Source organism: Pseudomonas sp. DCB_AW (genome assembly GCF_026240895.1).
GTDB classification, from domain to species: Bacteria; Pseudomonadota; Gammaproteobacteria; order Pseudomonadales; family Pseudomonadaceae; genus Aquipseudomonas; species Aquipseudomonas kermanshahensis.
This window is the reverse complement of the sequence record NZ_JAPFCE010000008.1, coordinates 35,505-47,998: the sequence shown is the minus strand read 5'-3', so window position 1 is coordinate 47,998 and position 12,494 is coordinate 35,505. Positions and strand designations below refer to the sequence as shown.

The window sequence follows — 12,494 nt, the reverse complement described above, 5'->3', positions numbered from 1 at the left end:
GCCTTGTGCTGCGAAGAGGCCAGTGATAGCAACGAACATTGTTGTGTTTTCACCGGCCTCTTCGCAGCGCAAGGCTGCTCCTACACAGATTTGGGGCGCAGCGCCACTGCACGTGACCTGCGGTTTGGAAAACGCCGATCTTGGTTCTTGCCACCGGCCTCTTCGCAGCACAAGGCTGCTCCTACACGGAAAGCGCCCCTTGAATGCCCGCAAGTGCCTGAAGAAAGTGTTGCGAAATCCCCCTCACTGCGTCAAAACCCGGCGAACGCGCTACACTGCGCGTCCCTGCGCCCGCAACAAGGGCGCGAAGCCGCAGATTCCGGGGGCAGCATGTCGGGTTCCATCCTCTATATCCATGGCTTCAACAGCTCGCCGCTGTCCAAGAAGGCGCGCCAGCTCGAGGCAGTCATGCAGCAGTTGGGCTTGTCCGACCAATTGCGTGTGCCGGCGTTGCACCATCACCCACGCCGGGCCATCGCCCAATTGCAGGGCGCCATCGCCGAACTGGGTGCGCCCTTGCTGGTCGGCAGTTCGCTCGGCGGCTACTATGCCACCTATCTGGCAGAGCGCCACGGCCTCAAGGCCTTGCTGATCAACCCAGCGGTGGCACCCCACCGGTTGTTCGATGGCTACCTGGGCACCCAGCGCAACCTCTACACCGATGAGGCCTGGGAGCTGACCCACGATCACGTGCAGGCCCTGGCCGAGCTGGAAGTGCCAGCCCCCGAGGATGCCAACCGCTACCAAGTGTGGTTGCAGACCGCTGACGAAACCCTGGATTATCGCCACGCCGAGCGCTATTACCGAGCGTGTGCATTGCGCATCCAGGCCGGCGGCGACCACAGCTTCCAGGGCTTTGTCGAGCGCCTGCCGGCACTGCTGGCCTTTGCCGGGATTGCCCCGGGCGCGTATGCGGCGCTCGACTTTTCCGTGCTCTGAGCTTTGTATCCAGCACTTTTGCATTCACCTGACTGACGACGAGACCCCATGGCCAATCCCAGCGCTAGCGCCTATAACGCAGACGCCATCGAAGTCCTCTCGGGCCTTGATCCGGTCCGCAAGCGACCGGGCATGTACACCGACACCAGCCGACCGAACCACTTGGCCCAGGAAGTCATCGACAACAGTGTCGACGAAGCCCTGGCCGGTCACGCCCGTTCGGTGCAGGTCATCCTTCACGCCGACCACTCGCTGGAAGTCAGCGACGATGGCCGCGGCATGCCGGTGGACATCCACCCCGAAGAAGGCGTGTCCGGTGTCGAGCTGATCCTGACCAAGCTGCACGCCGGCGGCAAGTTCTCCAACAAGAACTACCAGTTCTCCGGTGGCCTGCACGGCGTGGGTATTTCGGTGGTCAACGCCCTGTCGACCCAGGTGCGCGTGCGCGTCAAGCGTGACGGCAACGAGTACCAGATGACTTTCGCCGATGGCTTCAAGGCCAGCGAGCTGGAAGTGGTGGGCTCGGTCGGCAAGCGCAACACCGGCACCAGCGTGTACTTCAGCCCCGACCCGAAGTACTTCGATTCGCCAAAATTCTCCATCAGCCGCCTCAAGCACGTGCTCAAGGCCAAGGCCGTGCTGTGCCCGGGCCTGCTGGTCAGCTTCGAGGACAAAGGCAGCGGCGAGAAGGTCGAGTGGCACTACGAGGATGGCCTGCGTTCCTACCTGGTCGACTCGGTCAGCGAGTACCTGCGCCTGCCCGACGAGCCGTTCTGCGGCAGCCTGGCCGGTAACAAGGAGGCCGTGGACTGGGCCTTGCTGTGGCTGCCTGAAGGCGGCGACAGCGTTCAGGAAAGCTACGTCAACCTGATCCCCACCGCCCAGGGCGGCACCCATGTCAACGGCCTGCGCCAAGGCCTGCTGGATGCCATGCGCGAGTTCTGCGAGTTCCGCAACTTGCTGCCCCGCGGGGTCAAGCTGGCGCCTGAAGACGTCTGGGAACGCATCACTTTCGTGCTGTCGATGAAGATGCAGGAGCCACAGTTCTCCGGGCAGACCAAAGAGCGCCTGTCGTCCCGTGAGGCGGCCGCCTTCGTTTCCGGCGTGGTCAAGGACGCATTCAGCCTGTGGCTCAACGCCCACCCCGAGCTGGGCATGCAACTGGCTGAGCTGGCCATCAGCAACGCCGGCCGTCGTCTCAAGGCCAGCAAGAAGGTCGAACGCAAGCGCATCACCCAAGGCCCGGCGCTGCCGGGCAAACTGGCGGATTGCGCAGGCCAAGACCCGATGCGCGCCGAGCTGTTCCTGGTCGAGGGTGACTCTGCCGGTGGTTCGGCCAAGCAGGCGCGAGACAAAGAGTTCCAGGCGATCCTGCCGCTGCGCGGGAAGATCCTCAACACCTGGGAAGTGGACGGTGGCGAAGTCCTGGCCAGCCAGGAAGTGCACAACATTGCTGTGGCCATCGGCGTCGACCCGGGGGCTGCCGACCTCTCTCAGCTGCGCTACGGCAAAATCTGCATTCTCGCCGACGCCGACTCCGACGGCTTGCACATTGCCACGTTGCTGTGCGCACTGTTCGTGCAGCATTTCCGCCCACTGGTGGAGGCCGGCCATGTCTACGTGGCAATGCCGCCGCTGTACCGCATCGACCTCGGCAAGGAAATTTACTACGCCCTGGACGAAGCCGAGCGCGACGGCATCCTCGATCGCCTCGTAGCCGAGAAGAAGCGCGGCAAGCCGCAAGTCACGCGATTCAAGGGGCTGGGTGAAATGAACCCGCCACAGCTGCGCGAAACCACCATGGACCCGAACACCCGGCGCCTGGTGCAGCTGACGCTGGACGATGTGCAAGCCACCTGCGAGTTGATGGACAAACTGCTGGCCAAGAAGCGCGCTGGCGACCGCAAGAGCTGGCTGGAAACCAAAGGTAACCTTGCCGAGGTCATGGTTTGATTCGGCTGTTTCTCGCCGCTTGCCTTGCCCTGGTTGCCTTGCCGAGTGTGGCGGGCGACTGGCCGCAGTTGAAGATGACTGCCGAATACCCCGTCGAGGGTATGCGCGGCGGCAACTTGTCTGGGTTGGTGCAGTGCCGGGGGGCGTTGTGGGGTGTATCCGACCGTGACGATGACCGGGTCTATCGCTTCGATCAGCAAAACGCGGTGTGGCGTGCGCAACCGCTGACCTTCACCCCGCCGCCCGTACCCGAGAGCGGCTTGCCGTGGGGGCTGAAGTCGCGCAACTGGGCGGCGTCCTATGTGCGCGGTGGCGAGCTGGATTTTGAAGGCATCACCTGTGACCAGGCCGGTAGCCTCTACCTGGTCAGCGAGGCGCATGCCGGCGTGTTGCGCATCCCGCTCAAGGGTGAGCCGGACTGGTTGAAGATCGACCCGGCCATGGTTCGGCAGGCGCGGGCCAGTGGCATGCTGCTTAACTTCAATGCCTTGTTCGAAGGCCTGGCGATCAACCCGGCGGGTGACCGCATCTGGCTGGCCGCCGAGCGCGAGCGCCGGGGGTTGGTGGCGATCGAACGTCAGCAGTCGGTGTGGACCTGCGGGCGCAGTTGCGTGCTGCTGAGCGAGGCTGGCGTCGAGATGCAGCCGCCGCAGATGCCCAACCCCCGGGCGCTGTCGCGTGATTTTGCCGACCTGGCCTGGTTCGAGGGCAAGCTGTACACCCTTGAGCGTAACGCCTACCGCATTTGTCGCCGCGACGCAGACAGCGGCGTGGTCGAGCGTTGCTGGTCGTTCGCCGCCGATGCGTTGGTGGAATCGCGCCGGTACGATCAGCCGTACGGCCTGGCAGAAGCCCTGGTAATCGATGCCAAAGGCGCCTGGATTGGCCTGGACAACAACAATGGCGTGCGCGCCGATGGCGAGGCACGCCCGATCGTCTGGCGCTTTGACGCACCCGCCGGCGGCTGGAGCGCCAAGCCATGAGCCAGGCTCCGGGCAAGCGTGCCGGCAAGCTACTGATGATCGTCGCCTGGGCGGCGGCGTTGTTCCTTGCCACGCGTTACTTTGGCCAATGGGAAGACAGCCAGCGCAACCCTAATGCCCAGGTGCAGTCTTCGCGTGGCGAAGGCTTTATCGAGGTGCGCCTGCTGAGCAATGGCCAGGGGCACTTCGTGGTGGATGGCGCGATCAATGGCCAGGCCGTGCATTTCATGCTCGACACCGGGGCGACCGACGTAGCGATACCCGAGGCCTTGGCCCACACGCTGGCGCTTGCGCGCGGCAGCCCGGTACTGCTCAGCACCGCAAACGGCCGCACCGAAGGCTACCGCACACGGCTGAATACCCTGCAGCTGGGTGATATCCGCCTGCAGGACGTGCGAGCCACCGTGGTGCCAGGCCTGGACGGGCAGACCGTGCTGCTCGGTATGAGCGCCCTGAAACAACTTGAATTTACCCAGCGCGGCGGCACCATGCTGCTGCGCCAGAACCTGAAATGACGAGGCCCGCATGAGCGACTCACTGGAACTCAGCCTCGACGGCGTCGAACGCCGCTCGCTGGCGGACTTCACCGAACAGGCCTACCTCAACTACTCCATGTACGTGATCATGGACCGGGCCCTGCCGCACATCGGCGACGGCCTGAAGCCGGTGCAGCGACGCATCGTCTACGCCATGAGCGAGTTGGGGCTCGATGCCGATGCCAAGCACAAGAAGTCGGCGCGTACCGTCGGCGACGTGCTCGGCAAGTTCCACCCCCACGGCGACTCGGCCTGCTACGAAGCCATGGTGTTGATGGCGCAGCCGTTCAGCTACCGCTACACCCTGGTCGATGGCCAGGGCAACTGGGGTGCGCCGGACGACCCGAAGTCGTTCGCCGCCATGCGTTACACCGAAGCAAGGCTGTCGCGCTACGCCGAAGTGCTGCTCAACGAAGTGGGCCAAGGCACCGTGGACTGGGTGCCGAACTTCGACGGTACCCTGCAGGAGCCTGCGGTATTGCCAGCGCGCCTGCCCAACATCCTGCTCAACGGCACCACCGGTATCGCCGTGGGCATGGCCACCGACGTGCCGCCGCACAACCTGCGTGAAGTGGCCAGTGCCTGCGTCCGTTTGCTCGACGAGCCCAAGGCCACGATCGAGCAGCTGTGCGAGCACATTCAGGGCCCGGACTACCCGACCGAAGCAGAGATCATCACCCCGCGCGCCGAGATCCTGAAGATCTACGAAACCGGCCGCGGCTCGATCCGCATGCGCGCCGTTTATCGTGTCGAAGATGGCGATGTGGTGGTCACCGCACTGCCGCACCAGGTCTCCGGGGCCAAGGTACTGGAGCAGATCGCCGCCCAGATGCAGGCCAAGAAGCTGCCGATGGTGGCCGACCTGCGCGACGAGTCGGACCACGAGAACCCGTGCCGCATCGTCATCATCCCGCGCTCCAACCGGGTGGATGCCGACGAACTGATGCAGCATTTGTTCGCCACCACCGACCTGGAAAGCAGCTACCGGGTCAACGTCAACATCATCGGCCTCGACGGCCGGCCGCAGCTGAAGAACCTGCGCGCCCTGTTGCTGGAGTGGCTGGAGTTCCGTACCACTACCGTCCGTCGCCGGCTGCAACACCGTCTGGACAAGGTTGAGCGTCGCCTGCACCTGCTTGAGGGCTTGTTGACGGCCTTCCTTAACCTGGATGAAGTGATTCACATCATCCGCACCGAGGAGCATCCCAAGCAGGCGTTGATCGACCGCTTCCAACTGACTGAAATCCAGGCCGACTACATCCTCGAGACCCGCCTGCGGCAGCTGGCGCGCCTTGAAGAAATGAAGATTCGCGGCGAGCAGGACGAACTACTCAAAGAGCAGGCCAAGCTGCTGGCCTTGCTCGGCAGCGACGCCAAGCTGCGCAAGCTGGTGCGCACCGAGCTGATCAAGGATGCCGAAACCTATGGCGATGACCGCCGTTCGCCAATCGTCGAGCGTGCCGAGGCCAAGGCGCTGTCGGAAAACGAGCTGATGCCGACCGAACCGGTCACCGTCGTGCTGTCGGAAAAGGGCTGGGTGCGTTGCGCCAAGGGCCACGACATCGATGCCACCGGCCTCTCGTACAAGGCGGGCGATGGCTTCAAGGCCGCCGCTGCCGGGCGCTCCAACCAGTTTGCCGTGCTGATCGACTCCACGGGCCGCAGCTATTCGGTGGCCGCGCATACCCTGCCGTCGGCGCGCGGGCAGGGCGAGCCGCTGACCGGTCGCCTGACACCGCCACCTGGGGCAACCTTCGAGTGTGTGCTGTTGCCTGACGATGACGCCCTGTATGTGGTGGCGTCGGACGCCGGCTACGGGTTCGTGGTCAAGGGTGAAGACCTGCAGGCCAAGAACAAGGCCGGCAAGGGCCTGCTCAGCCTGCCCAACGGGGCAAAAGTGATGACGCCACGCCCGGTGGCCAACCGCGAGCAGGATTGGCTGGCGGCGGTGACCACCGAGGGCCGGCTGCTGGTGTTCAAGGTCAGCGACTTGCCGCAACTGGGTAAAGGCAAGGGCAACAAGATCATCGGCGTGCCCGGTGATCGGGTGGCCAGCCGTGAAGAATTTGTCACCGACCTGGCGGTGATGGCCGAAGGGGCGACCCTTGTATTGCAAGCCGGCAAGCGTACGCTATCTCTGAAAGCGGACGACCTGGAGCACTACAAGGGCGAACGGGGCCGGCGCGGCAGCAAGCTGCCACGCGGCTTCCAGCGTGTCGATGGGTTGCAGGTGGAAGGTCCGGCGTAACCCGGTGAAATGTCTGGAACGGCAATTTCAGCGCCGTTCCAGGCAGAAATGCTGGAGTCGGACAGCTATTTCGCGGATGATATGGCCCCTGCGGTGCCGGCGTAGCCGTGTGCCCGATTGAATCTACATGAGTATCACTGCGGTCTGCCTGTGGCGACCGCCTGGATGGGATGATGAAACTTCTGCGCCTTCCATTTGCGCTGTTGATGACGGGCCTTTTGGGGCTGGGCGGATGCAGCATGCATCAGCCGGTTGCCTTGTACCAGCTCGACAGCGGTGATCCTGGCCAGCCGTCGCAAAGCGCGGGCATGGCCGTGGTGCTCGGCCCGGTTTCGGTTGCCGATTACCTGCAACGCGAGACGTTCCTGCAGCGTCAGGCCGATGGCAGCCTGAGTTCGGCGACCGACGGTCGTTGGGCGGGCAGCCTCTCGTCGGACATTGACCAGTTGCTGGTTCGCCAGCTGGCCTGGCGCCTGGACAGCCAGCGCGTGGTCCTGGCACCGGCAACCGCTGGTTTCAGCCCGGACGTGCAAGTCTTGCTGTCGATTACCCGCCTGGATTCTGGCAAGGACCAGCCGGCGATTCTCGATGCCCAATGGCGTCTGCTCGACCGTCGTGGCCATGTGCGCGACAACCGCATCGTTCACCTCGAGCAGCAGCACGAGGGTAGCGAGGCGTCGCAGGTGCAGGCGCAAGGGCAATTGCTGCAAAAGCTGGCTGAACAATTGAGCACAGCGGTCAAACCGTTGGCCAATCAGCCTGCCATTGCCGAAGAGGCGCCGAAAAAGCCAGCTGCACCGGTGCAGGTGAAGAAGGCGCCGGAGAAATCCAAGATCCCGATGGCTTCGCCGATCCGTACCGATATGGAAGTCTATCGGTTCTGATGGTTCCGCCAGATACGAAAAAGCCCGCACATGTGCGGGCTTTTTCGTATCTGCTACGTGATCGCTGTAGGAGCAGCCTTGCGCTGCGAAGAGGCCAGTCCTGGCAACAGAGATACATTGCCAGCCCCGGCCCCTTCGCAGCACAAGGCTGCTCCTACAACTGGCCTCTTCGCAGCACAAGGCTGCTCCTACAACTGGCCTCTTCGCAGCACAAGGCTGCTCCTACAACTGGCCTCTTCGCAGCACAAGGCTGCTCCTACAACCGGCCTCTTCGCAGCACAAGGCTGCTCCTGCAATCAGGCTCGGCGCTCGTGCATCCGCGCCAGTTGCCGTTCCAGCATCGACGGGTAAGGCTCCATCAGCCGTTCCACGCAGCACGCGCCTTCTGGGCTGGCAATCGGGCGGATCCGCGCGCGCTGACGAATCAGTGCGTCGTCGCTGATCTGACGCTCCACCAGCAACAGGTTGCGGCTGTGCTGCGACAGCGCCAGGGCATCCTGGGCTTTTTCAGCCATCAGCAGGTCGACCAGCTCCAGCCCGTGCAGGTCGTTACCCAGGGCCAGGCCCAGCTGCAGTTGCAGGGTAATGCCGCTGTCCGCGACTTCGATCTGCAAGGCATGGCCCAGTGCACGCAGCAGCTCGCCACAGCAGATCGCATTGGTCAGGTAGTCCTCGCCACAGTCGCGGCTGTGGAACAGCACCAGAGTACTGCCGTCGTTGAGCGTGTGGGTTTCGCCCTCATACAGCGAGGCGGCATGCTCCAGGCAGTCGCGGTAGCGCTCCAGCAACTCGGTCAGGCGCGTGCGCGGCAGGCGGCGCAGTTGCTCTTGCGAGCCGAGCTGCACGGCCAGCACAGCACTGTTTTGCGGCTCGTCAGACTCGAACGGCACCGCCTTCGGCGCGCTGTCCTCGTTGTCGAGCAACCCGGCGAAGGCTTCATCGTCCTCGTCGTCTGCCTGGGCGACAACCTTGGCGCGCGGTGCAGCCTTGGGGGCCGGTGGGGCTTCGTGCAGGTGCTCGAAGGTGTCTTCGTCGTCCTCGTCTTCCGGCTCTGGCTCGGGTTCAGGCGGTGGCGGCGGGGCCAGACGAGTGTGCAACTGGCGGGCGATGTCACCGATCTCGTCCTGACGGTCGGTGGCCGGGGTGTAGGGGTGCGGGTCGCGCAGCCAGACACGCAGCTGCAGCAGCGGCAGGGTGATATGGCGGGCCTGGCGCAGGCTCAGGCTCAGTGCCAGGGCCAGCAGGATGGCGGCGAGAATGCCCATGCTCTGCAGGCTGATCAGCATCGGCTGCTGGAACTGGCCCATGTCCAGGCTGATGCGCAGCTGCCCGGCGGTAACGTCCTGGAAGGTGATCTTGGTCTGGTACAGGCCTTCGGCCTCGCCCAGCAGGCTGTTGCGCGGGCGCTGGCCGGCTTCGGCGAGGATGCGGTTGTCCACGCTGTAGATCGCCGCATGGGCCACCAATGGGTTTTTCACCAGGTTACCCAGCAGCACGTTGAGGCTGAGGATGTCGTTGGACACCAACAGCTCCGTGGCCGACGTGGCCGTCTGCGTGGTCAGGCTCTGGCCGAGCGCATCCGCCTGCTCGTGCATGGCCTGCTTGAACTGCAGGCCCATCACGCAGGCATAGATGACCAGCGCCAGCGCCACCAGGAAAATGTTGGTGAAGGCGATGCGCAGCGCCAGAGGGACGCGACGTTGACTCAGGGCACGATAGATCATCAGGAAGAAGTTGTCTGGCTTGACGGGGGTGGGCCGGTTCACAGAGCTCGGCTCTTAATGGCATAAAAGTGAGGGGCAGTATAGCGACCCCGGTTTTTTCGGCAAAGTATCGTTCGTGCCCGATGGTCACGGAAAATCGGTAGAATGCGCATTTTTCATCGAAGTCGGAGTCCGGTCTTGCGCGAAATCGTCCTGATCAACATCACAGGTGAAGACCGTCCCGGTCTCACCGCGGCCATCACCGGCGTCCTGCTGCAGGGTGGTGTGAACATCCTCGACATCGGCCTGGCGGTCATGCACGGCACCTTGTCGTTCGGCATTCTGGTCGATATCCCGGACAACGAAGTGGCCACCAACCTGCTGCAAAGCGTGCAGGCCAAGGCCCATGAGCTCAATCTGCAGGCACGTTACACGCCGATTTCCGAGGCCGATTACCAGCATTGGGCCGATGGCCACGGTGAGGCGCGTCATATCGTCACCCTGCTCAGCCGCAAGATCACCCCAGAGCAGCTGCAACGGGTCAGCGCGGTCATCAGCCAGTACGGCCTGACCATCGAGCGCATCGAGCGCCTGTCTGCCCGTGTGGGCCTGGATGCCGACACCGAGAAGGGCAAGGCGGCCGTCGAGATTTCCGTGCGCGGCGAGCCGAGCGATGCCCAGGCCTTGCGTGCAGACTTCTTTGCCCTGGCCGAAGCGCTGAGCATCGACATCGCCTTCCAGAAGGACGACCTGTTCCGTCGCAACCGCCGCCTGGCGGTGTTCGACATGGACTCGACGCTGATCGAGGCCGAGGTCATCGACGAACTGGCCAAGGCTGCCGGCGTCGGCGAGCAAGTGGCTGCAATCACCGAGCGGGCCATGCGCGGCGAGCTGGACTTCCGCGCCAGCTTCAAAGAGCGCATGGCGTTGCTCAAGGGCTTGGACGTGGGCGTGCTGGATGAGATCGGTGCCTCGCTGCGCCTGACCGAAGGTGCCGAGAACCTGTTCGCCGAGCTCAAGCGCCTGGGCTACAAGACTGCGATCCTGTCGGGTGGCTTTACGTATTTCGCCCGTCAGGTGCAGGCGCGCCTTGGCATCGATTACGTGTTCGCCAACGAGCTGGAAGTGGTCGACGGCAAGGTGACTGGCGTGGCTGTCGAGCCTATCGTCGATGCGCAGCGCAAGGCTGAGCTGCTGCAGCAGTTGGCCCGCGAAGAGGGCTTGCAACTGGACCAGACCATCGCCGTGGGTGATGGCGCCAATGACCTGCCGATGCTGTCGTTGGCGGGCCTGGGCGTGGCGTTCCGCGCCAAGCCGCTGGTACGTCAATCGGCCAAGCAGGCGATTTCGACCCTGGGGCTGGACGGTGTGCTGTACCTGCTGGGGCTGCGAGACCGCGACGCGCGCGGCTGATTCGAGATTTTGGGGCTGGTTTGCAGCCCTGATCTCTGTAGGAGCAGCCTTGCGCTGCGAAGAGGCCGGTGAAGCGGAGAAGATTTAGCTGTCTTCGCTGGCCTCTTCGCAGCACAAGGCTGCTCCTACAGGGGCATGTGTACCTGCTGGCCTCAGGCTTCGGCAGGCGCTGCCAGTAGCTGCCCCATGCGCACCGCCGAACCGGCACCCAGGCTTTCTGCCCATTTCACCTGCTCTGGCCCGAACAGCACGATGGCGGTTGAACCCAGTTTGAAGCGGCCCAGTTCGGCGCCTTTTTCCAAGTGGATCGGCGCGCGGCTGCCCTCGTCGTAACGGAAGGTCTTCAGCTCACGCTTGGGCGGGGTTACCAAGCCGGCCCAGACCGTCTCGATCGAGGCGACGATCATCGCACCCACCAGCACCACGGCCATCGGCCCACGCTCGGTGTCGAACAGGCACACCACACGCTCGTTACGGGCAAACAGCTCGGGGACGTTTTCTGCAGTGGTCTGGTTCACCGAGAACAGGCGGCCCGGCACATACACCATCTCGCGCAGGGTGCCGGCCAGCGGCATGTGCACACGGTGGTAGTCCTTCGGCGACAGGTAGATGGTGGCAAACTCACCGCCCATGAACGGCGCAGCCATGGCTGGATCGCCGCCCAGCAGCTCTTGCGCGCTGAAGCCGTGGCCCTTGGCCTGGAAGATACGGCCGTGTTCGATCGGGCCAAGCTGGCTGACCGCGCCGTCGGCCGGGCACAGGATGGCACCGGGCGTTTCGTCCAGCGGACGGGCGCCGGGCTTCAGGGCACGGGTGAAGAAGGCGTTGAAGTGTTCGTAAGCGCTCAGGTCTTCGACCAGGGCCTCGGACATGTTCACCTGGTAGCGCTTGGCAAACCAGGCGGTGAAGGCGTTTTTGAACCAGCGTGCACGGCACTCGGCAATGCAGCCGGCCAGCCGCGACAGCAGGTGGTGCGGCAGCAGGTACTGGCTGATGATGAACAAACGGGATTTCATGCAGGTTCCTTAGACTTCTACAGGCGTGTCCGGGTGGTTGCCCCATTCGCTCCACGAGCCGGCGTAGGCCTTGACGCGTGGGTAGCCGAGGGATTTGGCCACCAGGTAGGTGAAACCGGAGCGGCGGTGGGTCTGGCAGTGGGTGATCACTTCCTTGTCGGGGGTGATGCCCAGCTTTTCGAGGACGTCGGCGATGTCCTGGCGGATGCGCAGGTGGTCATTGAGGTCCATGCCGGCGGTCCACTCGAAGTTGATCGCGCCGGGGATATGACCACCTTTGGCCGCCAGAACCTTCTCGCCGCTGTATTCCTGCGGGCCGCGGGCGTCCCAGATGACCAGGTCATCGGCGCCCAGGCGGCTTTGCAGGTATTCGCGGGTGGCGGTTGGTTCGCCATGCACGTGCAAGCGTACGGGCGTGTTGGCCGGCGCCGGTACGTCGGTCACCAGCGTGTCTGCCGGCCAGGCCTGGATACCACCATTGAGGTAGTGGTAAGCCTTGTGGCCGATCACGTCGAGCAACCAGATGAAGCGCCCGGCCCAGCCGCCGCCTTCATCGTCATACACCACGTACACGGCGTCGTCGCGGTGGCCGAGTTCGCTGAACAGTTTTTCCAGATCGCCCAAGGCCGGCAGCAGGCCGGGCGCAGGAGGCTGGCCCAGCTGGGTGCGCTTGCCCTCGACGAAGCGTGCGCCGGGGATATGGCCGCTGACATAGCGGTTGGCGCTGCTCAGGTCGACCAGGATCAGCTGTGGCGAATCCAGGCGCGGCAGCAGGTCTGCGGCTTCGATCACCAGGGGCAGGCCGGAAAAGTCAGTCAT

Annotated in this window: 10 protein-coding genes; 7 read left to right on the top strand and 3 right to left on the bottom strand. The window is 64.0% G+C overall.

The genetic code is table 11. The features are described 5' to 3' along the window. Positions 1–330: 330 nt before the first annotated feature. The 6 genes from OO306_RS07715 (at position 331) to OO306_RS07690 (ending at position 7,543) form a co-directional block, all read left to right on the top strand. Positions 331–939 carry a YqiA/YcfP family alpha/beta fold hydrolase gene (locus OO306_RS07715; protein WP_265968235.1) on the top strand — a complete coding sequence of 203 codons (609 nt, stop codon included), beginning with the start codon at positions 331–333 and terminating at the stop codon, positions 937–939. 48 nt (positions 940–987) lie between these two features. Beyond that, a complete protein-coding gene (parE, locus tag OO306_RS07710) occupies positions 988–2,892 on the top strand; it encodes a DNA topoisomerase IV subunit B (protein WP_027592509.1) in 1,905 nt (634 codons plus the stop codon). Then, complete coding sequence (locus tag OO306_RS07705) at positions 2,889–3,875, top strand: esterase-like activity of phytase family protein (RefSeq protein ID WP_099430590.1); 987 nt, start codon at positions 2,889–2,891, stop codon at positions 3,873–3,875. Before parE ends, OO306_RS07705 begins: the two co-directional genes overlap by 4 nt. Continuing rightward, positions 3,872–4,390, top strand: coding sequence for a TIGR02281 family clan AA aspartic protease (locus tag OO306_RS07700; protein ID WP_085272298.1), 519 nt, complete (start codon positions 3,872–3,874; stop codon positions 4,388–4,390). The genes OO306_RS07705 and OO306_RS07700 overlap by 4 nt, the downstream gene beginning before the upstream one ends. 10 nt (positions 4,391–4,400) lie before the next feature. Continuing rightward, a complete protein-coding gene (gene parC / locus OO306_RS07695; RefSeq protein WP_027592512.1) occupies positions 4,401–6,659 on the top strand; it encodes a DNA topoisomerase IV subunit A in 2,259 nt (752 codons plus the stop codon). Positions 6,660–6,832: 173 nt separating this feature from the next. Then, positions 6,833–7,543 (top strand): membrane integrity-associated transporter subunit PqiC, encoded by a 711-nt coding sequence (locus tag OO306_RS07690; protein WP_027592513.1) that lies wholly within the window; start codon positions 6,833–6,835, stop codon positions 7,541–7,543. A 296-nt stretch (positions 7,544–7,839) separates the two neighbouring features. Here OO306_RS07690 and OO306_RS07685 read toward each other — a convergent pair whose 3' ends face one another. Next, the gene (locus OO306_RS07685; protein WP_265968234.1) at positions 7,840–9,309 is read right to left on the bottom strand and encodes an AhpA/YtjB family protein; all 1,470 of its coding nucleotides are present in this window, start codon (positions 9,307–9,309) and stop codon (positions 7,840–7,842) included. A 135-nt stretch (positions 9,310–9,444) separates the two neighbouring features. On the opposite strand from OO306_RS07685, the gene serB reads away from it, so the two are divergent. Beyond that, entirely contained in the window at positions 9,445–10,659 is a 1,215-nt protein-coding gene (gene serB, locus OO306_RS07680) for a phosphoserine phosphatase SerB (RefSeq protein ID WP_027592515.1), read from the top strand. A gap of 152 nt (positions 10,660–10,811) precedes the next feature. On the opposite strand, the gene asd is transcribed toward serB, so the two are convergent. Together asd and OO306_RS07670 are read right to left on the bottom strand one after the other, a co-directional pair. Beyond that, complete coding sequence (gene asd, locus OO306_RS07675; RefSeq protein ID WP_099430587.1) at positions 10,812–11,675, bottom strand: archaetidylserine decarboxylase; 864 nt, start codon at positions 11,673–11,675, stop codon at positions 10,812–10,814. 9 nt (positions 11,676–11,684) lie between these two features. Continuing rightward, positions 11,685–12,494 (bottom strand): rhodanese-like domain-containing protein, encoded by an 810-nt coding sequence (locus OO306_RS07670; RefSeq protein WP_027592517.1) that lies wholly within the window; start codon positions 12,492–12,494, stop codon positions 11,685–11,687.

Coding starts and splice junctions, on each gene's coding strand:
- OO306_RS07715 (WP_265968235.1), top strand. CDS start 331: ATGTCGGGTTCCATCCTCTATATCCATGGCTTCAACAGCTCGCCGCTG.
- parE (WP_027592509.1), top strand. CDS start 988: ATGGCCAATCCCAGCGCTAGCGCCTATAACGCAGACGCCATCGAAGTC.
- OO306_RS07700 (WP_085272298.1), top strand. CDS start 3,872: ATGAGCCAGGCTCCGGGCAAGCGTGCCGGCAAGCTACTGATGATCGTC.
- parC (WP_027592512.1), top strand. CDS start 4,401: ATGAGCGACTCACTGGAACTCAGCCTCGACGGCGTCGAACGCCGCTCG.
- OO306_RS07690 (WP_027592513.1), top strand. CDS start 6,833: ATGAAACTTCTGCGCCTTCCATTTGCGCTGTTGATGACGGGCCTTTTG.
- asd (WP_099430587.1), bottom strand. CDS start 11,675: ATGAAATCCCGTTTGTTCATCATCAGCCAGTACCTGCTGCCGCACCAC.
- OO306_RS07670 (WP_027592517.1), bottom strand. CDS start 12,494: ATGACTGACTTTTCCGGCCTGCCCCTGGTGATCGAAGCCGCAGACCTG.